This is a genomic window from Prescottella sp. GW823-FHT02E09 (genome assembly GCF_058797375.1).
The window spans coordinates 276680-299987 of record NZ_JBXAJP010000006.1 but is presented as its reverse complement, the minus strand read 5'-3'; the positions used below and the strand labels follow the sequence as shown (position 1 = coordinate 299987).

The following is a 23308-nucleotide window of genomic DNA, read 5'->3' as shown; positions in this document are numbered from 1 at the left end:
CCATGACATCGACCGACGAATGTAACTCGTACGCACAGGATCTCGAGATCGGTCGGGTCTACCGACTGGGCGACTACACCGTGACTGCCGAAGAGCTGGTCGAGTTCGCGTCGGCGTGGGACCCGCAGTGGTTTCACGTCGACGCGTCGGCCGCCGAACAGGGGTCGTTCGGCGGTCTGATCGCCAGTGGCATCCACACCCTTGCGATCTTCCAACGGCTCGCTGTCACTGCTGTTTTCGATCACTGGGCCGTGATCGCGGGGAAGAGTCTGCGTGAGGTCCGCTTCCTCCGCCCGGTACGACCGGGCGACCGGCTCACCGGTTCGATCACCGTCGACGCCATCCGGACAAGGCCCGAGCGAGGCCGTGCCCAGGTGACCACCACGGCCTTCCTGGTCGACGGGGCTGGTAACGCCGTCCTTTCCGTAGTGGCCGACATCGTTCTGATGTACCGGCCCGTATCCGAGCCCAACCGATAGGAACCGACATGCCGGAGATTCGTCAGCCTGGCTGACCCGAGGCAATCACGAAGGACATCACCGGGCGCGATCTCGCCCCGTGGCAGACGCCGGCATCGGCCGGTAGAAGGGAACCAACCCATGACCGAGGCCATAGCAACGGCTCCGTCCAATCTGGCATTCGACTTCATCGGTCGGACAGTGATCGTCACCGGGGGCGCGCGAGGAATCGGCCTCGAACTCGGGCGCTTCTTTCATCAGTCGGGTGCAACGACGTACCTCGTCGACTTCGATGGCGAGGCGCTCGCCGAGGGAGCCGCGGCCGTGGGCTGCCGCTCGGTGGTGGCGGACGTCAGCGACAGCGAATCGGTCCAGGCCGTCGTCGACCGCGTCGCGTCTGAGACCGGCCGAATCGACGTGCTGATCAACAACGCCGGCATCCTCCGCGACCGCGTGGTGTGGAAGCTCACCGACGACGACTACGAGCAGGTGATGGCCGTGCACGCCGGTGGCACCTTCCGGTTCACGCGCGCGTGCGTCCCACATTTCCGCACCCAGCGCTTCGGACGGGTGGTCAACGTCACCTCGTACACCGGGCTCCGCGGGAACGCGGGACAGTCGAACTACGCCATGGCCAAGGCCGGCATCATCGGATTCACCAAGACGACCGCAAAAGAACTGGCCCGCTTCGGCGTTACCGTCAACGCGATCTCCCCGAACGCCGAGACCCGGATGACAGCGTCGATCCCCGAGGACAAGAAGGCCGAGTTGATGGCGCAGGTCCCGCTGGGCCGATTCGCCGAAGCCGAGGAGATGTCCGCGGCGGTGGCGTTCCTCGCCTCCGCCGAGGCCGCGTACATCACCGGTGCCGTCGTGCCCGTCGACGGAGGTATCTCCATATGAGCGAGTTCGTAGCAGGCGCAGGACGTTTCGAGGGTCGCGTCGCCGTCGTCACCGGTGCCAGTCGTGGGATCGGGTTCGCGGTGGCGCAGCGCCTCGTCGCGGAAGGGGCCCGCGTGGTTGTCACGGCCCGCAAGGCGGACGCGCTCGAGCGGGCCGTGGCCGATCTCGGAGGTGCCGCGGTGGCGGTGGCGGTGGCCGGACACGCGGACGACGACGCCCATCAGCAGGCAGCGTTCGCGCGCGCCGTGGATGCCTTCGGTCGCGTCGACGTCCTGGTCAACAACACCGGGATCAACCCGGCCGCGGGCCCCGTACTGGACACCGACCTGTCGGCGGCACGAAAGATCCTCGAGGTCAATGTTCTCGGTGCGCTGGGTTGGACCCGGCACTTCCGACAGCACCTCGGTGACCGGTCGGGGACCGTGGTCAACGTCGCCTCTGTCGCGGGCGTCCGTCCCGCCGCCGATATCGGCGTGTACGGCGTGAGCAAGGCGGCGGTGATCGCGTTGACCGCGCAGCTCGCGATGGAGAACAGTCCCACCGTCCGTGTCAATGCAGTCGCACCCGCCGTGGTCCGGACGAAGTTCGCCGGACCACTGTTCGAAGGCCGCGAGGCCGACGTCGTGGCCCGCTACCCGCTGGCCCGGCTCGGTGAGCCGGAGGACGTGGCCTCGGCCGTCGCCTTCCTCGCCTCCGACGACTCGGCGTGGATCACCGGCCAGACGCTCGTCGTCGACGGAGGCCTGACACTCGGGGGAGGTGTGTGATGGCGAGGTTCGCTTCGCTCGACGAACTGCGGGCATCCGCCGTCGCGGACCTGGGCGTGAGTGACTGGGTTACCTTCTCCCAGAAGAGGATCGATGCGTTCGCCGACTGCACCGAGGACCGGCAGTGGATTCACACCGATCCGGTACGCGCGGTCGACGGCCCCTTCGGTGGCCCGATCGCACACGGCTATCTCACGCTGTCGATGCTCTCCCGGTTCCTCGAGGACCTGATCGCGGTGGACGGGGTGAGCGCCGCCGTCAACTACGGCCTCGACCGGGTGCGGTTCCCCGCCCCCGTTCCGGCCGGTGCGCGGCTTCGTGGACGCGGAACGCTCGCGTCCGTGCACGACATCCCGGGGGGAGTCCAGGTGTCCCTCGGTATCACCGTCGAATGCGAAGGTGTCTCCAAGCCGGTCTGCGTCGCGGAATCGCTGGCCCGCTACCTCGCCTGATCCGGCCGGTACTCCTGTACAGGGTGTGGCTCTCCGACGCTGCCGGAGAGCCGCGCCTTCCTTCCCTCGTGCCCTGACGAAGCGCATGCCGCACTCAGGGGAACGCCGGCGCCGGCGAGGGGCTGGGAATCGACTGCTGCGCCGCACCCGATCGCGTTCCATTTCCCGTCCTGTTGTTTCTCCCTTCCTGTACGACCCGTACGAGAGGCAAACCCATGGCTTCAGCTCGAGAACTGATCGACTCGGCACCGATCAGCAGACTTCAGATACGCGTACTCATCGTGTGCCTCGTCGCCAACATGGCCGAGGGCTACGACGTACTGTCCATGTCGATTGCTGTCGTACCGCTTTCGGACGCCTGGGGCCTGTCCGGCACCCAGACCGGACTCCTCCTGGCTATCGGGCCGATCGGCATGGCTGTCGGATCGATCCTCCTCGCACCGCTGTCCGACCGCTACGGCCGCCGCGCTCTGCTAATCCTGTCGTTGATCGTCATCGCAGTCGGTCTCGCTCTCTCAGCGGGCGCGAGCGACCTGAATCAGCTCGCCGCGTTCCGCCTGCTCGCTGGTATCGGCATGGGTGGAATGCTGCCCGTCCTGACCATCACCGTCGGTGAGTTCGCGCCCGTCAAGCGACGTCCCGCCGCCATCGCACTGTTGTCGTCCGGAATGGCACTCGGCGGCGTGATCGGGGGAGCTATCGCGGCAGCGCTGATGTCGTCGACGAGCTGGCGCAGCGCCTTCGTTCTCGGCGCCGCGATCACGGCAGTTGCCTGCGTCCTCGTCGTCGTCACCGTCCCGGAGACTCCGGATTACCTCGCCACGAAGAACTCCGAGTCCGCCAAGCGGAAGCTGACCGAGCTGCTCGCCAGAATGGGAATCGAGACACCGGCGGATGGTATCCGCACTTCCGTGCCGACGCGAAAGCAGACTACGCCAGGCTCGACCCCTGCCGGAATCCCCATCCGGTCGTGGAAGACGGTCATCGTCGTTCTGATCTTCGTCCAGGTAGTCACGACCTACTACTTCGGCAGCATGTGGCTGCCCAAGCTCCTGGTCCTGGCCGGTATGTCCGCCAATGAGGGGATCAGTGGGGTACTGCTGCTCACATTGGGTTCCGCGGCAGCGGGCGTCGTCATTGCCTTCCTATCCGGCCGTTTCTCACCATTCGCGCTCACAGTTGCGTTCGGGATGGCGTCCGCGGCTCTCCTCGGCGTGTTCGCGATGGTTTCCGCGAACCTCACTTTGGCCCTCGTCATCGCTCCGCTACTGGGACTGTGCCAGTTCGCGACAGCGATTGGGCTCTACGCGCTGGTTCCGGAACTGTTCTCGGCCGATAACCGCTCAGCAGCAATGGGTCTCGGGGTTGGTATCGGACGAATCGGTATGATTGCGATGCCGCTCGGCATCGGCATGCTCATCGACAGATCGTGGCAGCCGGAATCACTGTTCCTCCTGATGATCATTCCCACCGTCATCGCGACCGCACTGGTGTACTACCTCTGGCGAACCCAGCGCACGGTGCGGGCCGTTCCGGCATCCACTGGCACACCGGACCGTGCCGCAACGGTCGACGCAACGAGCTGACGCACCGGGCTCCGGCAAATGCGGAAGCCCCCGCCGACATCGGCGGGGGCTTCTCGAAAGGGACGGTCCTACTTCTTCGCGGCGGGTTCGGGCAGTTCGAGGCCACGCTCGGTGAGGACGGTGCGCAGGCGGTCCGGGCGGTCGGTGATGATGCCGTCGACGCCGAGGTCCATCAGGGCGTGCATGGTCTCGGGATCGTTGACGGTCCACGGGATGACCTTGATGTCACGCGCGTGGGCCGAGTCCACCATCTCCTGGGTCACGTACAGCGTGAAGCCGGGGTCGGACACCTTGCCGCCCTGCGGGGTTCCCTGCACCGGAGAGTACGCCGACGCCCCGAAGGTGGAGATCGCGGCGATCGCGTCCCCGCCGAAGTCGTCGATGTCGAGTCCGCCGAGCCACGGCGAGGCGCCGTCCTTGCCGATCTGCAGGAAGTCGCCGTTGGTCAGTGCGACGACCGGAACGGACGGCGCGAGCTGACGGGTGAGCATGAGCGATCCCCAGTCGAAGCTCTGGATCGTGACGCGGTCGAGCATGCCGGCGTCGCGGATGGTGTCGAGCACGGTGCTCACGAACAGCTCGCGGGGCGCGGTCTCCGACGGCGCGCCGGCCTCCACCTTGGTCTCGATGTTCATCATGACGTCGGGTGCGTTGTACGACTTGACCAGGTCCAGGACCTCGGTGAGGGTCTGCATCTTCGCGCCGGGCACGGTCTGCTGTTCGGGGTGGTCGGCCAGACGCAGCGAGCCGCAGTCCATCGTCTTGACCTGAGCGAGCGTCAGGTCCTTGATGTACTTGCCGACGTACGGGAACTCCGGATCGCCAGCCGTCGCCGGGGCGGTGTCCTGACACTTCTTGTTCGAGATCTTGCGGTCGTGGGTGACGACGGCGACCCCGTCCTCGGTGATCTGGGTGTCGAGTTCCAGTGTGGTGACACCCATTTCAAGTGCGTTCGAGAAGGCCGGGAGGCTGCTCTCGGTGTACAGGCCCAGGCCACCGCGGTGCGCCTGGACGTCGAAGTTGGGCTCGGCGGGGGCGCTGCTGCCCGCCGAACCGAACCAGTCGAGGCTGCCGGTGGCGGAGGCGACGGCCGGAGTGAGGGTCGCGAGCGGCAGGGCCGCGAAGGACGCGACGGCAAGGGCGGAGACGGTACGGCGGAAGCTCATGCGGGCAAAGCTAGGTGGCGGTAGTGGACGCGTGGTGGTTCTCAGGTAAACGAAAGGTAATGATTCGATTCGCCCACTTGTCGGGGTCCCCGAGTCTGGTTCGGTTGGAAGTCAGCAGCCCCGAGCAGTGGGTGGTGATCTACGACATGGAAGATGACGCCGTCTGTGTCGAGCCGCAGTCGGGACCACCCAACGGGGTCAACACGATGCCGCGACTGGTGACGCCGGAATCCCCGCTCGTCGCCAACTGCCGATGGGCGTGGAAGCGTCTCTAGGTCGTGATGTGTGAAGTGCCCGTCGTCAATCCGACATCCCCGTCCGCCACGACGGGTACCGGGGCACCCAACCGAGCCGGCGTGCCTTGGCATTCGACGCCCCGCGTCCGTGGCCGGGGCCGAGGCCGCTCGGCTCCTGCGCACCCACCCAGCGACAGAACGTCGGCACCCAGGTGTCCGGTCCGGCGGGCTCGTCGTCGACGATGTTGACGATCCCGGCGGGCCAGTCGAGGGCAGCGACGGTGGGGGTGACGGTGTCGGTGATGTGCAGGAAGCTCTCGATCCCGTTGCCGGCGAACACGCCGTCGCGTGCGGCGCGGCCGAAGTCGCCGTCGGGGGAGTACCACGTGCCCGGTCCGTACAGCTTGCCGTAGCGCAGGATCACGTGGTTCGGGATCTCCGCCGACGTGTGCTCCATCGCCACGACGCCCTCGACGGTGCGGGCGCTCGGCCCGGTAGGCGCCATCAGAGGCACCGTCTCGTCGGCGAGACCGTCGCCGTCGGCGTAGAGCCACGCGATGGACTGCGTGATCAACCGTTCGACGCCGTACCGGCGCATCGCGTCGACCAGGTTGCGGGTGCCGACGATGCGCAGTTCCGCGTTGGCCTCGAGGTCGACGGCGGACAGGTCGGTGAGCTGGTGGATGACGGCGTCGGGCCGGGCTTCGGCGACGGCATGATCGACGGAGGCGGCGTCGAAGGCGTCCAACCGCACGACGGTGGCGCCGGCCTCGCGTAGTTCGGGACGCGTGTCCGGATTACGCGAGGTGCCCACCACCTCGTGGCCCTGCGCGATCAGTTCCCGGGTCAATGGCAGTCCGACGACGCCCCCGGCGCCGGCGACGAGGATCCTCATGCCGACGAGCCTAGGAAACTGGCGACGGCTGCGCCGGTTTCGCGGCCGATTCGAGACCGATCACCCGTCGATCAGGACGGCCTGCACCCGGTCCGCGGCTTCCGTCGGATCCTCGTGTTCCCACACCCGCACCACCGTCCAGCCGGCCGCGGCCAACCGTGTGTCGGTGTCGCGGTCACGAACGACGTTGGCGGCCAGTTTGTCCGCCCACCACTGCGCGTTGTTCTTGGGTGCCGTCGCGTGCAGCGGGCAGCTGTGCCAGAAGCAGCCGTCGACGTACACCGCGACCCGCTTGCGGGGGAACACGAGATCGGCCCGCCGCCGCAGCCCGCGCAGTGGCGCCCGGTCGACGAAGAAGCGGGCCCCGCGGCGGTGCAGTTCGCGGCGCAGTGCCACCTCCGGCGCGGTGTCGCGCCGGCGCTGCGCCCGCATCCGGGCGCTGGTCAGGGGATCGGTGGACGGCATCGCCACCATCCTCGCACCGGTGTCAGGCGGCCGCTTCGGGATAGCCGCCCATCCGGTCGAGGTGGCTCTCGACGTCGTCGAGGAAGCCGGGGACGAACCGCAGGCTGCCGGTGCGGGCGCGCTTGAGGAACCCGGCGGTGGCCCGCGCCGACAGCAACTGCGAGTGCTCGAGGAACCCGCTGAGATCCTCGTACGGGTCCTGCACCGGCCAGTGCGACTCGTGGACCCGGAACGCCTGCCGGTTGCGGCCCCACGCGGCGCTGGGCCATGCGTCGCCCGGCCTCAGCGGCGTCTCGTGGTCGGGGCTGTAGTGGATGCGCTCGGTGAGACGTCCGCCTGCCCACGCCGCCATCCGAACGCTCACGGCGTTGCCCACCAGCCGCCACCGGTGACCGTTGCGGACGCCCTTCGCCTCGACGGCCGGGGCGGTCCAGTCCGGGTCGAAGCCCTGCAGGCGTTCGGCGTCGATCAGGCCGGGGGTGACGATCTCGCCCGACGGCAGCCGTACTGCGGGCGGCGATGCGATCCCGACGGTGGAGCCGCCCTTGAGTGTGGGTACCGCATTGACCGCCCAACCGAGACCGCGGATGCCCTCGGTCCAGTAGAAGCCGCACGGGTGCAGCGATGCGTCGCCCTCGTCGGGGGTGCCGGCGTCCTGCCCGAACAGCACCTCGCGGGGGTCGTCGGTGCGCGACGCCAGCATCAGAACGCGCTGCCGACGCTGCGGTAGGCCGAACGCGCGGGCGTCGACCACCCGGTACGCCCACGTGTAGCCGAGGTCCTCGAGCGCATCGGTGATGTGCCGCATCGCGGCACCGCGGCTCAGCTGCAGCATGAACGGCACGTTCTCGATGAGGAGCCAGCGCGGGCCCTTCTTGCGCTTGACCAGCCGGAACACCTCGTCGACCAGGCCCGAGCGGGAGCCGGTGATGCCGGCGGTGCGGCCGGCCTGCGACAGGTCCTGGCACGGGAAGCCGGCCGCGACAAGCTCGGTGGCCTGCGGCAACGACCGCAGTCGGGTGACGTCACCGTGCAGTTCGACGCCCGCGAACCGTGTCCGCAGCACCTGCTGCGCCCCGGGGTCGATCTCGCACAGCAGTTCGGTTTCCCAGCCGTGGCCGCGCAGACCCAACTCCACCCCGCCGATGCCGGCGAACAGCCCAACCATGTTCCCCGTCGACGTCACGGCACCCTTCCTCACGCACAGATACAGGAGCACGTTACTCGAGTCCTACGACGTGTCCGCGTCACACCGCCCGCCCGCCCGGGTCGACGCACCCGCCGGGTGGGCGGAGCCGACTTGTCTGACTAAAGTCAGCTAAATGAGAGACCTACCGAAGGACACCGCCGCACTGCGCTCGTTCAACATGGGCATCACCGAGCAGTTGGGCGTGCTGCACGATCGCTACCTTGATCTGCCCCGCCCGTACTCGCAGGCGCGGATCCTCTGGGAGGTCGGCCACGACACCGTCCGAGTGCGCGATCTGCGTGCGCGATTCGACCTCGATTCCGGCTACGCCAGTCGTCTCCTCGCGGCCCTCGCCGACGACGGGGTCCTGCGGATCGAGCCCGATCCGGACGACGGCCGCGGGCGGGTGGTCACGCTCACCAGTGGCGGGCGCACGGAGTACGACGCCCTCGAGAAGGCGTCGCAGGACAGAGCCGAGCGGATCCTCGGGGCGCTGCCCGACCGTCAGCGCGCCGAACTGCTGGCCGCGATGGGCACCGTGACGCGTCTGCTCGACGCCGCGGCCGTCGAGATCGCCGTCACCGATCCCGACTCGGAGGCGGTCCGCTTCTGCTTCGGCCGCTACTTCGACGAACTGGACGAGCGGCTCGACCGGGGTTTCGACCCGGCCGCGAGCACGCCCGCCGACGGCGACGAACTGCGTGCCCCCAACGGCGCCGTCCTGATCGCGGACCTGCGCGGCACCCCGATCGGTTGCGGCGCCGTCAAACTGCACGACGGTGTCGCGGAGATCAAACGCATGTGGGTGTCCCCGGACGCGCGCGGTCTCGGTCTCGCGCGCCGACTGCTCGACGACCTCGAGACCCGCGCCGCCGACCACGGCGCACGAACGGTCCGGCTCGATACCAACGCCGCACTCACGCAGGCCGTCACGCTCTACGAGCGCTCCGGCTACCGGCGCATCCCGCCCTACAACGACAACGCCTACGCCACCCACTGGTTCGAGAAGGACCTCGTGTCCCGGTCCGGGGAGGACCGCGCGTCCGCGGCGGACTGATCGCCCACCGCGGACGCGCGGATCGCCGTCACGACTCCGACGCCGCGGTGGCCCCCGACTTCTCCGACTTCTCCGGCCCGGTCGGCAGCGAACCCTCACCCTTGCCGGGATGCACGACGCCGAGTTCGAGGCCGCCGTTCGCCGACACCCGGACGATGTCCTCGGGTTCGAGCTCGCCCGACAGCAGCAGTCCGGCCAGGCGGTTGTCGAGTTCCTTCTGGATGGTCCGGCGCAGCGGGCGCGCGCCGAACTCCGGCTGGTAGCCCTTGTCGGCGAGCCAGTCGACGGCGTCCTCGGTGATGTCCAGCTCGACGTTCTGGGCGTGCAGCTGGCGGCGGGTGCCGTCGAGGATGAGCTCGATGATCTGCCGCAGCTCGGTCTGGTCGAGCCGGTGGAAGACGATGGTCTCGTCGATCCGGTTGAGGAACTCGGGCCGGAAGTGCGACCGCAGCCGCTCCATGAGCGTGGGCACCAGATCCTCGACGTCCTCGCCCTTCGCCCCGAGGATCAGGTCCGAACCGATGTTGCTGGTGAGGATCACGATGGTGTTCTTGAAGTCCACGGTGCGGCCCTGCGCGTCGGTGACGCGGCCGTCGTCGAGGAGTTGCAGCAGCACGTTGAACACGTCCGGGTGGGCCTTCTCGACCTCGTCGAACAGCACCACCGAGTACGGCTGCCGCCGCACCTTGTCGGTGAGCTGCCCGGCCTCCTCGTAGCCGACGTAGCCGGGCGGGGCGCCGACGAGCCGGGAGACGGTGTGCTTCTCCTGGAACTCGCTCATGTCGAACCGGATCATCCGACCCTCGTCGCCGAACACGGCCTCCGCCAACGCCTTCGCAGTCTCGGTCTTGCCGACGCCGGTGGGACCGAGGAACAGGAACGAGCCGATGGGCCGGTTGGGATCGGACAGCCCGGCGCGCGAGCGGCGGACCGCCTCGGCCACCGCGGTGACGGCCTCGTTCTGCCCGATCACCCGGGAGTGCAGGACGTCCTCGAGCTTCATGAGCCGCTCGCGCTCCTCGGACGTCAAGTCCGCTACCGGGATTCCCGTCTGCCGCGACACGACGTGCGCGATGTCGTCGACGGTCACCTCCGGGGTGGATTCATCGGGAGCCGTGTCCAGCCGTTCTCGGGCCTCGGTGATCTGCCGCTTGATGGCGTTGGCGCGCTCGTAGTCCTCCTGCCCGACGGCGGAGTCCTTCTCGCGATTGAGTCGGGCGATCTCCTCCTCCGCGGCCCGGGTGTCGACGTCCGGGGTGCGGGTGCGCAGGCGCACTCGCGCGCCGGCCTGGTCGACGAGGTCGATCGCCTTGTCCGGCATGAACCGGTCGGTGATGTACCGGTCGGACAGTTCGGCCGCCGCGACGAGCGCCTCGTCGGTGTAGTGCACCTGGTGGTGTGCCTCGTAGCTGTCGACGAGGCCGCGCAGGATCTCGATGGTGTCGTCCACCGACGGCTCCGCGACCAGCACCGGCTGGAAGCGCCGCTCGAGCGCGGCGTCCTTCTCGATGTGCTTGCGGTACTCGTCGATGGTGGTGGCGCCGATGGCGTGCAGTTCGCCGCGGGCCAGCGCCGGCTTGAGCAGGTTGCCGGCATCCATCGCGCCCTCGCCGCCGGCCCCGGCGCCGACGATGGTGTGCAACTCGTCGATGAACAGCACCAGTTCGTCCGAGTGCGCCTTGACCTCGTCGAGGATCTTCGTCAGCCGCTCCTCGAACTCGCCGCGGTACTTGGTGCCCGCGACGAGCGACCCGACGTCGAGCGCGACGACCCTGCGGTCCGCGAGCGTCGACGGCACGTCGCCGTTGACGATGCGCTGCGCGAGACCCTCCACGATCGCGGTCTTGCCTACGCCCGGATCGCCGATGAGGACCGGATTGTTCTTGCGGCGGCGGGACAGGATCTCGATGGTCTGCTCGACCTCCTTGGCGCGGCCCACGACCGGGTCGACGTTGCCGGCACGGGCCTCGGCGGTGAGGTCGCGGCCGTACTCGTCGAGCGTCGGTGTGGAACTCGGCGGCGCCGACGTCTTCTCGCCCTCGATGGTGGCGCCCAGCAGCGCCTTGCCGGCGGGACTCTCCGAGTTCGCGGCGATGCCGATGAGGATGTGCTCGGGACCGATGAAGCTGCTGCCCGACTCGCTGGCCTGCTGCTGTGCGGTGCGCAGTGCGAGCTTCGCGGCCGGACTGAGGCTCGGCGCGCCGGGTGTGGTCTTGGGGGTGCCGTGCTTGTCCAGGTGCGCGGCCATCTTGGAGGCCAACTCGTCCGGATCCAGATTGATGCTGCTGAGCACGCCGCGCGTCGGATCGTTCTGCGCCGCCGCGTACAGCAGGTGCTCGGGGGTGATTTCGCTGTTTCCCCATTCGCTCGCCGCATCCCGCGCGACGGCGATCAGGTGGCGGGCGTCGTCGTTGAGCAGCCGACCCAGATCGACGCGTTGGACCGGGGGCTGAGACGACAACCCCGATCCGAAGAACCTCGCGAAAATGTCGTCGAAGGGGCTGTCCATGCGTCCCCAACCTTCGGTCATGTCCTATCCTCCAAATCTCTGACTACAGCTATCTGGTTCGGACTCGTCCTCACTTCCGGGTGGACCACCCTCAACCTTGCGACCACCACGGATGAAAGTAAAGAGTCCTCCGCCCCGAGTTCGCGGCACGTGCCGCCGACACCTGCCGAAAGGGTTTGTGCCGCATGGTGACCGCTCCTGCACCCACCGAACACCCATCCAGGACCCGTAATCCGAGGCTGCTGCGTGACGCGCAGGCCGGTGCGCTGGTCGAGGCGTTCGTCGTCATCGGAATCCTGACGATCCTGGTGACCCGCGCGTATCTGCACGCGACCGGATACCCGCAGATCGGTGGCGCCACGCTGCACATCGCGCACTCGCTGTGGGGCGGACTCGGCCTGGTGATCGCCCTGGTGGTCGTCTTCTCGTTCCTCGGTGACCTGCCACGAATGGTCGCGGTGGTGGCCGGCGGCATCGGCTTCGGTCTGTTCCTGGACGAGGTCGGCAAATTCGTGACCAAGACGAACGACTACTTCTTCCAGCCCGCGGTCGCGATCATGTACGTGGTCGTCGTGGCATTGCTGCTGATCAACCGCTGGATCCACGACGCCCGGCAGCGGACCGTCGCCGAGGACCTCGTCAACGCCGCCACCACCGCCGCGGATGGACTGGGTCGTGGTCTCACCCCGAACCGCCTGACCCAGGCCCGCCGGCAGTTGCGTCGGGCCGCGGCGGACGGGGCCGATCCCGCGGCGATCGCGAGTGTCGAGGACCTGCTGTCGCGGTGCGCGCCCCGTCGGATCGGACGCCTCGACACCGTCGGCGCGTGGTTCCGCGAGCACCTGTCGCGGGTGTTCGACGGCACTCGCGCGCTGTGGATCGCCGCCGTCGCGCTCGCGCTGTTCTCCACCGCCGGTCTGGTCAACGCCGTGGTCACGCTGGCCGACGACCTCGCGGGCGGGACCGGCACCGACATCACCACGATCGGCCAGATGTGCGGGTCGACCGTGGCGTTCGTGCTGTGCTGGGTGGCGATCGGCCGACTGAAGGGCGGCGGCGTCTGGCCGGTGCGGATGCTGCGGGCCGCGGCGCTCGTGACGATCCTGCTGACGGAGGTCTTCAACTTCGTCGCGGAGGAGTTCGGCGCACTCATCAACGTCGCGGTCGGCCTGAGTGCCCTGGTGGTGTTCTCGCGGCGCATCGCGGTGCTCGAGCGCGCCGAGGGACGCGCCGAATTGTCCGAATGACGACCCGCGCGAACCAATCCCACCCGCGGTCCACGCCTGGACGGCCTTCGTCGCCTACCGTAGAGACCGTGAGCAACCCCGTCCCCGGCGCATCCCGGGCGTCCGCGAGCGCCGCGTCACGCTGGCCTGCCGTCCTGACGTGGCGTGCGCACGACGCGCCCCGCATGGAGTCGGTACGGGTGCAGCTGAGCGGAAACCGGATCAAGGCCACCGGACGCGTCGTCGGCGGCCCGTGCCCCGAGCACCCCGCGTTCAGCGCGTCCTACGACCTCGTCACCGACGAGAACGGCGTCACCCGTCGTCTATCGCTGCACACCGCGCTCGCATCGGGGGAGCGGCACATGTCGATCAGCCGTGACGAGGAGGGCGTCTGGATGGTCGAGACCGGAACCACCCACCTGCGCTCCGGGTTCGCCGGTGCGAAGGACGTCGACGTCGTGCTCAGCCCGTTCTTCAACACCCTGCCGATCCGACGCTTCGGCCTGCAGCACGGGTCCGAGGACATCCAGGTCCCCGTCGTGTACGTCAACCTGCCCGACCTCGCCGTGCAGGAGGCGTCCCTGACCTACAGCAGCGGCGCCGACGGCATCCACGTGCTCTCGCCGGTGTCGAGTTCGTCGATCACCGTCGACGAGGACGGTTTCGTCCTCGACTACCCGGGCCTGGCGGAGCGGATCTGATCGGTCGCCGAGCCATGCTCGCGCCGAGCTGGCCGTCGAAAGGTGTTGCCGCAGTTTTCGATACGTAGACGTCTCGGCGAGGTGCGTCCGCGCTCGTCGGCTCGCGGCCATGCCGCATACCCCTACCCCGTAGCTGTCAGGTTACGGTGGGAGGCATGGCTTCCAACCGGTTCGCGAAGACAGTCACGGCCCTCGCCTGCGCCCTGGCGGGGGTGGGGCTCCTCGGCGGATGCGCCTCGACCGACGGCAACGAGCCGTCGACGACGGCGTCCGAGGCGCTGCTCGCCGAACACGACCTCGACGGACTCGACGCTCGCGAGGTGATCACTCGACTCGACACGATGCCGGTCGCCGACCGCCCCGCCGACCTGCTCGCCTCGGTCAGATCCCGCACCGTCGAACTCTCCGACAGCAACGGTGCCACGGTGTCCCTGCCGCTCCCGGACGACCAGTTCTACGTCTCGATCGCGCCCTACGCCACGCAGACCCACGAGTGCTACCTCCACAGCCTCACCACGTGCGTCGGCGAGATGTCGAACGAGGACATCCGGGTCGCGGTCACCGACCGGGCGAACGGCGCCGTGCTCGTCGACGAGACGCTCCGCACCAACGACAACGGGTTCCTGGGGCTGTGGCTGCCGCGAGCCGTCGACGCGACGATCACGCTCGAGGCCGGGGGCCGCTCGACCACCTCGGTGATCTCCACCGGCGACGACGACCCGACCTGCGTGACGACGCTGCAGCTCACCTGACCCGCCGGCGCGCGGTCAGCCCACCGCCAGTGCGCAGGCGAGCGCCACGGACTCGGCCGGGTGCGACCCGTGCCCGCCCGCGGTAGTGGGCAGTCCGATCAGCTGGATCCCGACCGGTGCGCCGTCGTCGATCGTGACGGGCGCCGAGATCGCCGGGATGCCGAGCGCGTTGAAGGGACTGCACATGCGCAGCAACGGGGTTCGGGCCACGGCGGGATCGGTCGACAGGGCCTGCTCCCGGGTGACGGTCCGCAGGGGAGAGGTGGCGGTGATCAGCGCGTTCAGGCCCAGGTCGCCGCGTAGCCGTGAGAGTGCCTGGCGGCGCAGCCGTTCCACGGTCCGCAGCGCGTGCAGGTACTCGACGGCGGGACGGTCCTTCTGCGCGGCCAGCAGCGCGGCCGTCGGCGCCTGGTAGCGCTCGGGCGTGGACTCGAACCAGGCCCGGTGCGTCTCGTACGCCTCGGAGCCGGTGACGATCGGGTACGCGGCCAGGAGTTGCGGCGTCTCGGGCAGTTCCACGTCCACCACCTCGGCGCCGGCGTCGGAGAGGCGGCGGCAGGCCGCGTCCACCGCGGCGGCGATGCCGGCGTCGGCGACGTCCCAGTTATCCCCGCGCAGCCGCCCCACCCGCAGCCCCGCGACCGGGGTGCGGACGTGCGCGATGCCGGGGATCGCGCCCCACGCCAACGAGACGTCGAGGACGTCGGTGGCCAGCAGGCCCACATGGTCGAACGTGGTCGACAGCGGGAACACCCCGCCGGTCGGCAACGCGTCGAAACTCGGCTTGAAACCGACCACACCGCACAGGGCGGCGGGAATGCGTGCGCTGCAACCGGTGTCGGTACCCAGCGCGAGCGGGACGACACCCTTCGCGACCAGCGCCGCCGACCCGGACGACGAGCCTCCGGTGATCAGCACCGGATCGTGGGGGTGCGCGGCCGGGCCGGACGCGTTGACGGCGCCCGTCGGGCCGTACGCGAACTCGTGCAGGTGCGTCTTGGCGACGACGATCGCGCCGGCCTCCCGCAGCCGCGTCACGATGCGGGCGTCGGACGCGGCGGGCGGGGCGTCGGCGAGCACGGCGCTGCCGCAGCGGGTCGGCATCCCGGCGACGTCGATGTTGTCCTTCACCGCGACCGCGACGCCGTGCAGCGGGCCGATCCAGTCGCCGTCGGCGATCGCGGCGTCCGCGCGCGCGGCGGCGGCGAGGGCGGCCTCGTCGTCGCGCGCGGCCACCAGGTTCGCCCACGGCGTGCCCAGCAGCGCGTCGAGCGCGTCGAGTGTCGCCCGCACGTGCTCGCCGGCGGTCATCTCCCTCTTGGCGAGCAGTCCCGCGACGTCCCGCAGCGTGGGCATGCTCACGGTCGCAGCACCCCGCCGCGGCGGCCGGCGTCGCGCAGCCGTTCGAGCCAGTCCGCGGAGCCGGGCTCGACGTCTGTGATGGTCCAGCGCTCGCGCTGCTCGTAACGCAGGCGGGCCGCGTGGCCGGACTCGACCAGCTCGCGCAGAGTCCCCTGCTCGGACAGTTCGGTGCGCGCGCGGTTGAGGACGTCGAGGGTCTCGTCCAGCGCGGTCAGCAGCGCGTCCCGGTTGCCCTCGCACATCGCCCGCACCAGGCCCGGCGCGCTGCCGGCGACGCGGGTGCCGTCGCGGAACGACCCGGCCGCCAGACCCAGTGCCAGATCGCCGCCCGCCGCCCCGGACAGTGCGAGCGCCTCGGCGAGCACGTGCGGCAGGTGCGAGATGCGGGCGACGGCGGCGTCGTGCGGGGCGGACTCGGCGGGCACCACCACCGACCCACAGTCCAGCGCCAGCCGCGCCACCTGCGACCAGATCTGCGGGTCGACGCCGTCGTCGGCGCTCACCACCCACACTGCGTCACGGAACAGGTCGGCGTCCCCGGCGCCCCACCCGGACTGCGACGTCCCCGCCATCGGATGGCCACCGACGAACCGGTCCCGCAGACCGTGCCGGGCGACCGCGGCGGCCACCTCGGCCTTGACGCTGACGACGTCGGTGACCGGGCAGCCGGGCGCGTGCTCGGCGATCGCGGCGAGCGTTGCGTCGACGGCGGGCATCGGCACCGCGACCACGATCAGCGCGCGGGACTCGGCGGCGCGGCGCAGCACCGCGACCAGGTCGGTGTCGGCGTCGAATCCGTCCGCGCGGGCGGCGTCCACCGCCCCGGCCGAGCGGTTCCAGCCCCAGCCGTCACGTCCCGCCGCCACCGCCGCACGGAGCAGGGATCCACCGATCAGGCCCAGCCCGAGAACACAGACTTCAGGTGCGGAAACGTCGTCAGCCACCCGAACAGGTTGGCACATTTGCCGCTGGACTTCTTATAGCGGCACTGCGCGGGCTACCGTTGCGCGCATGGGTGCACAGCGCGCGAACGACAACAGCGCCTCCGCGGGTTCGATGGAGGACCTGGACGGCTTCGGCATGGCCGTCGTCCGCGAGGAAGGCCGCTGGAAGTGCACGCCGCTCACCGGCGGCGCACTGACGAGTTTGCGGACCGCCGAGAAGGAACTGCTCGAGCTGCGTAGCTCCGGCGCCGTGTTCGGATTGCTCGACGTCGACGAGGAGTTCTTCGTCATCGTCCGTCCCGCACCGACCGGCACCCGCCTGCTGATCTCCGACGCGACCGCCGCGATCGACTACGACATCGCAGCCGACGTCCTCGAGTCCCTCAACATCGAGATCCCCGACATCGACCCCGACGAACTCGACGACGTCGAACCGTGGGAGGAGGGCGACCTCGGGGTGCTCGCCGATCTGGGTCTGCCCGACGCCGTGCTCGGGGTGATCCTCGCCGAGACCGATCTGTACCCGGACGAGCAGCTCGCGATGGTCGCGCAGCGCTGCGGATTCGAGGCGGAGCTGTCGGCGGAGCTCGACAAGCTCTCGTCGCGCTGACCGCGGGCGGTCCGGCGTGAGCCTGCAGGACGACCGACGGATGATCCGTGTCGCCCTCGACGCGGCCGCCGCCGCCACGGACGCGGACGTGCCGGTGGGCGCGGTGGTGTTCGACGCGGACGGTGTGGAGCTGGCGCGGGCGGCGAACGCCCGCGAGGCGGCCGGTGACCCCACCGCGCACGCCGAGATCCTGGCACTGCGCGCCGCGGCGAAGGTGCACGGCGACGGCTGGCGACTCGAAGGTACGACGCTCGCGGTGACGCTGGAACCCTGCACGATGTGTGCCGGCGCGCTGGTCCTCGCTCGCGTCGGCCGGGTCGTGTTCGGCGCATGGGAACCCAAGACCGGAGCGGTCGGTTCGCTGTGGGATGTCGTCCGGGACCGTCGCCTCACCCATCGCCCGCAGGTGCGCGGCGGGGTCCTCGAGGACGAGTGCGCGGGTCTGCTCGAAAATTTCTTCCGGGATCAGCGATGAGCCTCTGATCTGCGCAAACGTCCCGCTGGCGGCCCGATCGGCGCGGAGTTCCTCGGCAGAGTTCGTCGGATCGTGCTCTGGTGGAGACAGGTGCTCGTGTGGCACCGGGACCGCAAGGTCCACGCAGATTCACGGAGGAGTGCTCATGGGAATCGCAGACAAGGCACAGAACAAGGCTCAGGATCTCGGCGGTAAGGCCAAGGAGGCTGCCGGCAAGGCGACCGACGACGAGGATCTGAAGAACGAGGGCAAGGGCGACCAGGTCGAATCCGCCGTCAAGGATGCAGGCGAAAAGGTCAAGGATGCCGCCTCGACGATCAAGGACAAACTGACCGGAAAATAGCGCTGACCTGCCGATTTCGGGCTGAGCTTCGGCTCCGGTACAGTTCTCGGCGGTGGCGTGTCCGAGCGGCCGAAGGTGCAGCACTCGAAATGCTGTGTACGGTAACCCCGTACCGAGGGTTCAAATCCCTCCGCCACCGCCACGAAAGTCCCTCACCTGTGAAGACAGGTGGGGGACTTTTTTGTCTCCGGGACTGTCGGGAGGGTCTTCTTCGCATCGCTCTTGACTGCACGAGTCATGATTAATACGGTGACTTAAATTGTCGCCATCAGTACGACCCCCCCTTCGGTACGACTCGAGGAGCAGACCGCGCCGTGAAAGCCGATCCGACCCACGCTCGATTGGAATACCTCGACGCGGCCGCAGCCGAGGGTCGTGTCCTCGGAGTACGGGAACTCGTCCAGGCGGTGGTGTACCCGCTCGCGGACCATATTCGGGACGCACCGCCGCCCTCCGACTTCGCCCGGTACGCCGCACGCATGACCCCGCGCGTCGATTACACATCCGATGACTGCGTCGCCACACTCGCTCCGGCAGATCAGCGGATCGTCCACGGTCTGCGTCAGGCCCTCGTCGACCAGCCGGGCGCCGTCGCCGCCGACCGCATCGACACCGCCTTCAACATGATCGTCGGCGTCTTCGCGGCCTACGAGTCCCGGGCCGAGGCATCCCTGAACTACGGACCCGACTCGCTCGATGCGCTCGCCGAAACAGTCATCGACATGGTCACCGCCGGGCTTACCGCCTAGCGCCACACCCACGCCGAGTCTCGTCTGGACCGGAGGCGGCGCATTCGGCTGTTCGCTGGTGCCGAAATTCGTTCGCCGAGAACGAAACCGGGAGACATGGCCCGCGCCGGCTGCCTACCGTCGCAGTATGCCCCGACCCGACCTGCAACAGCTGACGCCCTCGCTGCATCGCCTCCGGATCCCCACCGGTCCGGCGCACCTGCTGAACTGCTACCTCTGGCTCGGCTCCGACGGGGTGACGCTCGTCGACACGGGCTGGCCCGACAGTGCCGACCTGATCGCCGAGGCGCTGTCGGCGCTCGGCCGGCGGCGCGCCGACGTCACGCGGATCGTGCTCACGCACTTCCACGAGGATCACGCCGGTTCGGCCGCCGAGATCGCGCGATGGTCGGACGTGGAGGTGATCGCGGGCGCCGCCGACGCGCCGTTCGTGTCGGGTGCGCGGCGCGGTCCTCTTCCTCTTCTGACGGAGCGCGAGAAGACCATTCACGCCGAGTTCGACGAGCCGTCCCACGGACCTGCCTGCCGCGTGGACCGTGAGGTCCGCGACGGCGACGTCCTGGACTTCGCGGGCGGGACGCGAGTCATCGGCGTTCCCGGACACACCCCCGGGAGCATCGCTCTGTACCTGCCCGATGCCGATGCCGTCCTCACCGGCGACGCGGTGGCCGAGTTCCAGGGCGAGGTGATCCTCGGTGTCTTCGACGTCGACCGGGATTCGGCCACGGTGAAGCCGTCGTCGAGGATGCGTATGCGCGAATCGGCACCGCCACAGACCCGTTCGCGCCTTCCGCCGGAGCGCGCTGACATCGTCGGCGCCGTGGTGTGTCAGCATGGTGCGCGGTCGACAGGACCGTCGCACGACGAACAGGAACGGTGGGGAACGCGATGCTGGACGTGGTCAAGGGGTCGAAGACCGACCTGACCGAGGATCGGTACACGGTCCGGTTGACCACGGCCGGTCAGCCGGGACAGGTCGACATCGCGGCGGTGCTGCTCGCCGACGACGGCAAGGTGCGTTCGGACGACGACTTCGTGTTCTTCAACAACCCGAAGGCGTCGGGTGTCGCCCTCACCGCGGACGACAGCGTCTCGGTCGATCTGACGGCCGTGCCGGCGGACATCCATCGGGTCCTGCTCACCGCGAGCACCGAAGCCCAGGGCATCCGATTCAGCGCGGTCGAGGGTCTCGCGGTCGAGGTGCAGGGGGTGTCGCAGGTGCTCCGTTTCACGCCGTCGAGCCTGTCGACGGAGACGGTGCTGCAGGTCGTCGCGCTGTACCGGCGGGGAACCGGTTGGCGGATGGATGCGATCGGGCAGGGCTACAACCAGGGACTTGCGGAGCTGGCCGCCGAGCACGGAATCGACGTCGACGATCCCGGCACGGCGGACGATGCCGTGCCGGCTCCCGTGGCGTCGGCTCCGGAGATCGCCGCGGTCCCGGCGGCACCGATCTCCTTCGAGAAGGTGACGGTGACGCTGACCAAGGACTCGCCCGACCGGACCGCGCGGATCGATCTGCGGAAGGGGCAGGGGGATCCGAACTGGGTGCTGACCGTCGGCCTCGAATGGGACGGGCGCGGCGCCACCTACGACCGCAACGGCAAGGTGAAGAAGTACGGCACCGGGGACCTCGACGTGTACTTCTTCTGCCGCAACGAGGAGACCGACGAGTACGTCGTCATCAGCGGCGACAAGGGGCACCGGGGCAGCCTCGAGCACTGGCCGTTCATCCACCACTACGGGGACAGCAAGGGCCCGGGCAAGGGCAAGAAGCCGGCCGTCGAGCAGGTGCGGGTGCTGCCCAACGAGAACGGCGACCTGCTGGTCAACATCTATCAGAGCGTCGACAACGGGGCAGGCGCCCTGGACACCTTCGGTACTCCGCGCGTGGCGATCCGCTACGGTCGCGCCGGCAAGGACGGACTGCCCGGCGCGGATGCCGACGAGATCCTCGTCCACGTGGGCAACAGCAAGAACTCGTTCTGGGCGACGGTCGCGCACATCGACGTCCAGGACGGGGTGCTCACCGTCGACGGCGAGACGCGCTACAGCCGCATCGGCAGCGAACGGATGCCCGGACTGGACTCGAAGGGCAAGTGGGTGCGCAAGCCGTCCGGTGGCCCCACCGGGCGCAGCAAGAAGCGCAACGGCGGCCTCGGACTGGACCGCTACAGCGGCAGGTGTCCGGCCTGATCCGGGCGTTCGTGTTCGATCGAGACCGACGACAGCAACCGAGGGAGAAAGTCCTATGGCGGACACGAAGCAGGTACGGCTCGACCTCGCGGCGGCCAGGAGCGCGGCGGACGCGGCGATCGACGCCGCGCGGCGGGACGGTAACCGGGTCAGTGTGACCGTCGTCGATGCGCGGGGACACGATCTGCTGGTGGTCCGCGACGACGGCGCCGCGTGGTTCACCCCCGGGGTGGCGCGGGCCAAGGCCGCGACCGCGGCGCTGATCGGCATCCCCACGACCGCCTACTCCGGACTGGCCGACGCCCATCCCGCGCTGGTCGAGTTGATCGACGCGCAGACTCGGCAGTCGCTGACCACGCTGCCCGGCGGCCTGCCGGTGGTGATCGACGGCGAGGTCGTCGGCGGGATCGGTGTCAGCGGCGCTCAGCCGGAGCAGGACGTCGAATACGCCCAGGCAGGTGTCGCCGCACGCTGATCGGCGCTGGGCGGGACGAAGGCCCCGTCGTCACGGTCGATGCCGTGACGACCCTGATCCGCATCGGATTGTGGGACGGTGGTCCCGTAGGCTCCCGATGCAGCCTGGTTGACGAACCTCGGGAGTGACACGTGGCACAGAAGGTAATTGTCGAGCTCATCGATGATCTTGATGGGGAGCCCATCGACTTCGGTGGCGAGACCATCAGTTTCGCCGTCAACGGCGTCGAGTACACCATCGACCTCAACGACAAGAACGCCACCGAGTTCCATCGCAAGCTGGACTACTACATCCGCCATGCCACCAAGGTCGGTGGACGTCAGACCACCCGCGCCGCCAAGCCGACGACCGACGGGGCCAGCACCCAGGAGATCCGCGAGTGGGCGGCCCGCAACGGCTACGCGGTCTCGGCCCGCGGCCGGATCTCGGGTGACGTCGTCAAGGCGTATGCGGCCGCTCACTAGTCATGGCCACCGTCAGTAAGCGCAAGAAGGCGGCTGCCGCGTCCGAGCCCGTGACCGCTCAGCAGTCGGACGCTGCCGTGCCCGCCCCCGAGGCGGTCACCGAGGATCCGGGCCCGGCGGAACCGGACGGGGCCGGCGCCGAGGACACCGCCGACGAAGTGCCGGGTTCGGATACGTCCTTCTCCCACGGCGATCCGATCCGTGTGTTCCTCTACGACATCCCGAACGACGGTGGCGAGTGGACCGCTCGCTACGAGGCCGGGATCACGCGGATCCGCAGCAAGAAAGTGGGTCCCGGCGTCTACCTGGACCTGCTGCACCGGGTGTTCCCCAAGCACGAGGTCCTCGTCAAGGGTGAGCTGCTCAGCGTCAAGAGCCGGCCGCACCCGGAGGATCCCAAGGTCCTCACCGAGGTCGCCCTGCTGGTCTACCTGGCCACCGAGGTGGCCCTGTTCAAGGCGTTCCTCGACTGGGCCGGGCGGGATGTCGCGCCGATGCGGATCACGGGGGACAAGCTCGACGACGTGGCCCGAAAGATCCACACCGACCTCTACCGCATCCATCTGTTCAAGCAGCGGCTCGTCACGGCCGGCATCGACGATCCCGCCGAGCTCGACGAGGACGTCGCGCGGCCGCTCGAGGTCATCAAGAGCGAGATCGACGCGATCCAGGACCTGCGCATCTCGGTCAGGCGCTACCGCGACCGGGTGGTGCAGGCCAAGCGCGAACGTGTGGTCAAGGAGAGCCAGAACCTCGTCGGCAACATCGAGATGGCGACCTGGGACTCGGTGCAGCGGCGCGAGGAGATGGTCGTGATGCGCGAGTGGGTGGACAACCAGCAGCGTCTGCTGCCGGTCGTGCGGGCCGTGAAACTGACCTGACGAGCGGCATGAAAAGGCGGGCCCATCCTCGAACAGTCGAGGATGGGCCCGCCGCATTCGTTCGATGCCGGGGTGCGACTACTGGGTCAGTGAGATGCTCTCGCCGCCCGAGAACGCGGAGTCGTGGACCTCGAGTTCTGCCGGGGTTGCGTCGGCCGGGATGTCGAAGACGATCGTCGTGGACTGCTTGATGCCCGGGTTGATCTCGCCGCCGATCGCGGTCTCCGGGTTCAGGTTGATCGCGGCCATGTCGTCGGTCGAGAACTCACGACCCTGCGCGTCGATCAGCTTCTGATTGGAGGCGAAGTACGACTGGGGCTTGTCCGCGATGTTCGTCACGTCGAGGTGGACGAGGACGAACTGACCCTGAGCCTGCTTCTGCAGGTAGGGGTTGTCACCGACCGTGGTCACACCGGTTTCGATACGGGCAGCAATATCGTTTCCCCT

The 23308-nt window shown here is 68.9% G+C and carries 26 protein-coding genes, 1 tRNA gene and 1 pseudogene; 20 read left to right on the top strand and 8 right to left on the bottom strand.

What is annotated here, in order from left to right; all coding sequences use genetic code 11:
* Positions 1–2: 2 nt before the first annotated feature.
* From AC1RIF_RS17625 to AC1RIF_RS17605, 5 genes are all read left to right on the top strand, one after another.
* Positions 3–479 (top strand): MaoC/PaaZ C-terminal domain-containing protein, encoded by a 477-nt coding sequence (locus tag AC1RIF_RS17625; protein WP_492602648.1) that lies wholly within the window; start codon positions 3–5, stop codon positions 477–479.
* Between the two features lie 120 nt (positions 480–599).
* A complete protein-coding gene (locus tag AC1RIF_RS17620) occupies positions 600–1361 on the top strand; it encodes a 3-oxoacyl-ACP reductase family protein (protein ID WP_492602647.1) in 762 nt (253 codons plus the stop codon).
* Entirely contained in the window at positions 1358–2128 is a 771-nt protein-coding gene (locus AC1RIF_RS17615; RefSeq protein ID WP_492602646.1) for an SDR family oxidoreductase, read from the top strand. Before AC1RIF_RS17620 ends, AC1RIF_RS17615 begins: the two co-directional genes overlap by 4 nt.
* Positions 2128–2580: a MaoC family dehydratase gene (locus tag AC1RIF_RS17610; RefSeq protein WP_492602645.1), complete on the top strand. Its 453-nt coding sequence runs from the start codon at positions 2128–2130 to the stop codon at positions 2578–2580. Before AC1RIF_RS17615 ends, AC1RIF_RS17610 begins: the two co-directional genes overlap by 1 nt.
* Positions 2581–2795: 215 nt before the next feature.
* The gene (locus tag AC1RIF_RS17605; protein ID WP_492602644.1) at positions 2796–4166 is read left to right on the top strand and encodes an MFS transporter; all 1371 of its coding nucleotides are present in this window, start codon (positions 2796–2798) and stop codon (positions 4164–4166) included.
* Between the two features lie 68 nt (positions 4167–4234).
* On the opposite strand, the gene AC1RIF_RS17600 is transcribed toward AC1RIF_RS17605, so the two are convergent.
* Positions 4235–5332 (bottom strand): glycerophosphodiester phosphodiesterase family protein, encoded by a 1098-nt coding sequence (locus tag AC1RIF_RS17600; RefSeq protein WP_492602643.1) that lies wholly within the window; start codon positions 5330–5332, stop codon positions 4235–4237.
* 104 nt (positions 5333–5436) lie between these two features.
* Here AC1RIF_RS17600 and AC1RIF_RS17595 point away from each other — a divergent pair, with 104 nt between their 5' ends.
* On the top strand, positions 5437–5607 hold the full coding sequence (locus AC1RIF_RS17595; RefSeq protein ID WP_492602642.1) for a hypothetical protein: 171 nt from the start codon (positions 5437–5439) through the stop codon (positions 5605–5607).
* 25 nt (positions 5608–5632) lie between these two features.
* Here AC1RIF_RS17595 and AC1RIF_RS17590 read toward each other — a convergent pair whose 3' ends face one another.
* Genes AC1RIF_RS17590 through AC1RIF_RS17580 form a run of 3 tightly spaced genes read right to left on the bottom strand, consistent with a single transcriptional unit; the run spans position 5633 to position 8114 of the window.
* Positions 5633–6463, bottom strand: a complete 831-nt coding sequence (locus AC1RIF_RS17590; protein ID WP_492602641.1) for an NAD-dependent epimerase/dehydratase family protein — start codon at positions 6461–6463, stop codon at positions 5633–5635.
* A gap of 60 nt (positions 6464–6523) precedes the next feature.
* On the bottom strand, positions 6524–6928 hold the full coding sequence (locus tag AC1RIF_RS17585; RefSeq protein WP_492602640.1) for a very short patch repair endonuclease: 405 nt from the start codon (positions 6926–6928) through the stop codon (positions 6524–6526).
* 22 nt (positions 6929–6950) lie between these two features.
* Positions 6951–8114 (bottom strand): DNA cytosine methyltransferase, encoded by a 1164-nt coding sequence (locus AC1RIF_RS17580; protein ID WP_492602639.1) that lies wholly within the window; start codon positions 8112–8114, stop codon positions 6951–6953.
* Positions 8115–8250: 136 nt separating this feature from the next.
* On the opposite strand from AC1RIF_RS17580, the gene AC1RIF_RS17575 reads away from it, so the two are divergent.
* On the top strand, positions 8251–9174 hold the full coding sequence (locus AC1RIF_RS17575) for a GNAT family N-acetyltransferase (RefSeq protein ID WP_492602638.1): 924 nt from the start codon (positions 8251–8253) through the stop codon (positions 9172–9174).
* Positions 9175–9202: 28 nt separating this feature from the next.
* Here the strand turns inward: AC1RIF_RS17575 and AC1RIF_RS17570 are convergent, their stop codons facing one another.
* A complete protein-coding gene (locus AC1RIF_RS17570; RefSeq protein WP_492602637.1) occupies positions 9203–11704 on the bottom strand; it encodes an ATP-dependent Clp protease ATP-binding subunit in 2502 nt (833 codons plus the stop codon).
* Between the two features lie 164 nt (positions 11705–11868).
* Here AC1RIF_RS17570 and AC1RIF_RS17565 point away from each other — a divergent pair, with 164 nt between their 5' ends.
* From AC1RIF_RS17565 to AC1RIF_RS17555, 3 genes are all read left to right on the top strand, one after another.
* On the top strand, positions 11869–12930 hold the full coding sequence (locus tag AC1RIF_RS17565; protein ID WP_492602636.1) for a hypothetical protein: 1062 nt from the start codon (positions 11869–11871) through the stop codon (positions 12928–12930).
* 68 nt (positions 12931–12998) lie between these two features.
* A complete protein-coding gene (locus AC1RIF_RS17560; RefSeq protein ID WP_492602635.1) occupies positions 12999–13610 on the top strand; it encodes a putative glycolipid-binding domain-containing protein in 612 nt (203 codons plus the stop codon).
* A 155-nt stretch (positions 13611–13765) separates the two neighbouring features.
* Positions 13766–14362 (top strand): CueP family metal-binding protein, encoded by a 597-nt coding sequence (locus AC1RIF_RS17555; RefSeq protein WP_492602634.1) that lies wholly within the window; start codon positions 13766–13768, stop codon positions 14360–14362.
* 15 nt (positions 14363–14377) lie between these two features.
* Here the strand turns inward: AC1RIF_RS17555 and AC1RIF_RS17550 are convergent, their stop codons facing one another.
* Together AC1RIF_RS17550 and AC1RIF_RS17545 are read right to left on the bottom strand one after the other, a co-directional pair.
* Complete coding sequence (locus tag AC1RIF_RS17550; protein WP_492602633.1) at positions 14378–15724, bottom strand: amidase; 1347 nt, start codon at positions 15722–15724, stop codon at positions 14378–14380.
* Positions 15721–16686: a prephenate dehydrogenase gene (locus AC1RIF_RS17545; RefSeq protein ID WP_492602632.1), complete on the bottom strand. Its 966-nt coding sequence runs from the start codon at positions 16684–16686 to the stop codon at positions 15721–15723. Before AC1RIF_RS17545 ends, AC1RIF_RS17550 begins: the two co-directional genes overlap by 4 nt.
* A 49-nt stretch (positions 16687–16735) precedes the next feature.
* On the opposite strand from AC1RIF_RS17545, the gene AC1RIF_RS17540 reads away from it, so the two are divergent.
* The 10 genes and pseudogenes from AC1RIF_RS17540 to AC1RIF_RS17495 all read left to right on the top strand — a co-directional run bounded on the left by AC1RIF_RS17540 (position 16736) and on the right by AC1RIF_RS17495 (position 22861).
* Positions 16736–17278 (top strand): tRNA adenosine deaminase-associated protein, encoded by a 543-nt coding sequence (locus tag AC1RIF_RS17540; protein WP_492602631.1) that lies wholly within the window; start codon positions 16736–16738, stop codon positions 17276–17278.
* Between the two features lie 16 nt (positions 17279–17294).
* Positions 17295–17753, top strand: coding sequence for a nucleoside deaminase (locus AC1RIF_RS17535; protein ID WP_492602630.1), 459 nt, complete (start codon positions 17295–17297; stop codon positions 17751–17753).
* 145 nt (positions 17754–17898) lie between these two features.
* Positions 17899–18096 (top strand): CsbD family protein, encoded by a 198-nt coding sequence (locus AC1RIF_RS17530; protein WP_225021425.1) that lies wholly within the window; start codon positions 17899–17901, stop codon positions 18094–18096.
* A 51-nt stretch (positions 18097–18147) separates the two neighbouring features.
* Positions 18148–18238: transfer RNA gene (locus AC1RIF_RS17525), tRNA-Ser, on the top strand.
* A 172-nt stretch (positions 18239–18410) separates the two neighbouring features.
* The gene (locus AC1RIF_RS17520; RefSeq protein ID WP_492602629.1) at positions 18411–18845 is read left to right on the top strand and encodes a hypothetical protein; all 435 of its coding nucleotides are present in this window, start codon (positions 18411–18413) and stop codon (positions 18843–18845) included.
* A 127-nt stretch (positions 18846–18972) separates the two neighbouring features.
* A pseudogene (locus tag AC1RIF_RS17515) lies at positions 18973–19652 on the top strand (MBL fold metallo-hydrolase).
* Between the two features lie 69 nt (positions 19653–19721).
* A complete protein-coding gene (locus tag AC1RIF_RS17510; protein WP_492602628.1) occupies positions 19722–21041 on the top strand; it encodes a TerD family protein in 1320 nt (439 codons plus the stop codon).
* 55 nt (positions 21042–21096) lie between these two features.
* A complete protein-coding gene (locus AC1RIF_RS17505) occupies positions 21097–21516 on the top strand; it encodes a GlcG/HbpS family heme-binding protein (RefSeq protein ID WP_492602627.1) in 420 nt (139 codons plus the stop codon).
* Between the two features lie 131 nt (positions 21517–21647).
* Positions 21648–21980: a histone-like nucleoid-structuring protein Lsr2 gene (locus AC1RIF_RS17500; protein ID WP_492602626.1), complete on the top strand. Its 333-nt coding sequence runs from the start codon at positions 21648–21650 to the stop codon at positions 21978–21980.
* Between the two features lie 2 nt (positions 21981–21982).
* Positions 21983–22861: a hypothetical protein gene (locus AC1RIF_RS17495; RefSeq protein WP_492602625.1), complete on the top strand. Its 879-nt coding sequence runs from the start codon at positions 21983–21985 to the stop codon at positions 22859–22861.
* A gap of 78 nt (positions 22862–22939) precedes the next feature.
* On the opposite strand, the gene AC1RIF_RS17490 is transcribed toward AC1RIF_RS17495, so the two are convergent.
* Positions 22940–23272, bottom strand: coding sequence for a DUF4352 domain-containing protein (locus AC1RIF_RS17490; RefSeq protein WP_492602624.1), 333 nt, complete (start codon positions 23270–23272; stop codon positions 22940–22942).
* Between the last annotated feature and the right edge of the window lie 36 nt (positions 23273–23308).

Excerpts from the sequence above, each read along its gene's own strand:
- AC1RIF_RS17530 (WP_225021425.1), top strand. The coding sequence starts at position 17,899 with ATGGGAATCGCAGACAAGGCACAGAACAAGGCTCAGGATCTCGGCGGT.
- AC1RIF_RS17610 (WP_492602645.1), top strand. The coding sequence starts at position 2,128 with ATGGCGAGGTTCGCTTCGCTCGACGAACTGCGGGCATCCGCCGTCGCG.
- AC1RIF_RS17620 (WP_492602647.1), top strand. The coding sequence starts at position 600 with ATGACCGAGGCCATAGCAACGGCTCCGTCCAATCTGGCATTCGACTTC.
- AC1RIF_RS17590 (WP_492602641.1), bottom strand. The coding sequence starts at position 6,463 with ATGAGGATCCTCGTCGCCGGCGCCGGGGGCGTCGTCGGACTGCCATTG.
- AC1RIF_RS17570 (WP_492602637.1), bottom strand. The coding sequence starts at position 11,704 with ATGACCGAAGGTTGGGGACGCATGGACAGCCCCTTCGACGACATTTTC.
- AC1RIF_RS17565 (WP_492602636.1), top strand. The coding sequence starts at position 11,869 with ATGGTGACCGCTCCTGCACCCACCGAACACCCATCCAGGACCCGTAAT.
- AC1RIF_RS17600 (WP_492602643.1), bottom strand. The coding sequence starts at position 5,332 with ATGAGCTTCCGCCGTACCGTCTCCGCCCTTGCCGTCGCGTCCTTCGCG.
- AC1RIF_RS17615 (WP_492602646.1), top strand. The coding sequence starts at position 1,358 with ATGAGCGAGTTCGTAGCAGGCGCAGGACGTTTCGAGGGTCGCGTCGCC.
- AC1RIF_RS17585 (WP_492602640.1), bottom strand. The coding sequence starts at position 6,928 with ATGCCGTCCACCGATCCCCTGACCAGCGCCCGGATGCGGGCGCAGCGC.
- AC1RIF_RS17545 (WP_492602632.1), bottom strand. The coding sequence starts at position 16,686 with ATGTGCCAACCTGTTCGGGTGGCTGACGACGTTTCCGCACCTGAAGTC.
- AC1RIF_RS17575 (WP_492602638.1), top strand. The coding sequence starts at position 8,251 with ATGAGAGACCTACCGAAGGACACCGCCGCACTGCGCTCGTTCAACATG.
- AC1RIF_RS17540 (WP_492602631.1), top strand. The coding sequence starts at position 16,736 with ATGGGTGCACAGCGCGCGAACGACAACAGCGCCTCCGCGGGTTCGATG.
- AC1RIF_RS17495 (WP_492602625.1), top strand. The coding sequence starts at position 21,983 with ATGGCCACCGTCAGTAAGCGCAAGAAGGCGGCTGCCGCGTCCGAGCCC.
- AC1RIF_RS17555 (WP_492602634.1), top strand. The coding sequence starts at position 13,766 with ATGGCTTCCAACCGGTTCGCGAAGACAGTCACGGCCCTCGCCTGCGCC.
- AC1RIF_RS17605 (WP_492602644.1), top strand. The coding sequence starts at position 2,796 with ATGGCTTCAGCTCGAGAACTGATCGACTCGGCACCGATCAGCAGACTT.
- AC1RIF_RS17505 (WP_492602627.1), top strand. The coding sequence starts at position 21,097 with ATGGCGGACACGAAGCAGGTACGGCTCGACCTCGCGGCGGCCAGGAGC.
- AC1RIF_RS17625 (WP_492602648.1), top strand. The coding sequence starts at position 3 with ATGACATCGACCGACGAATGTAACTCGTACGCACAGGATCTCGAGATC.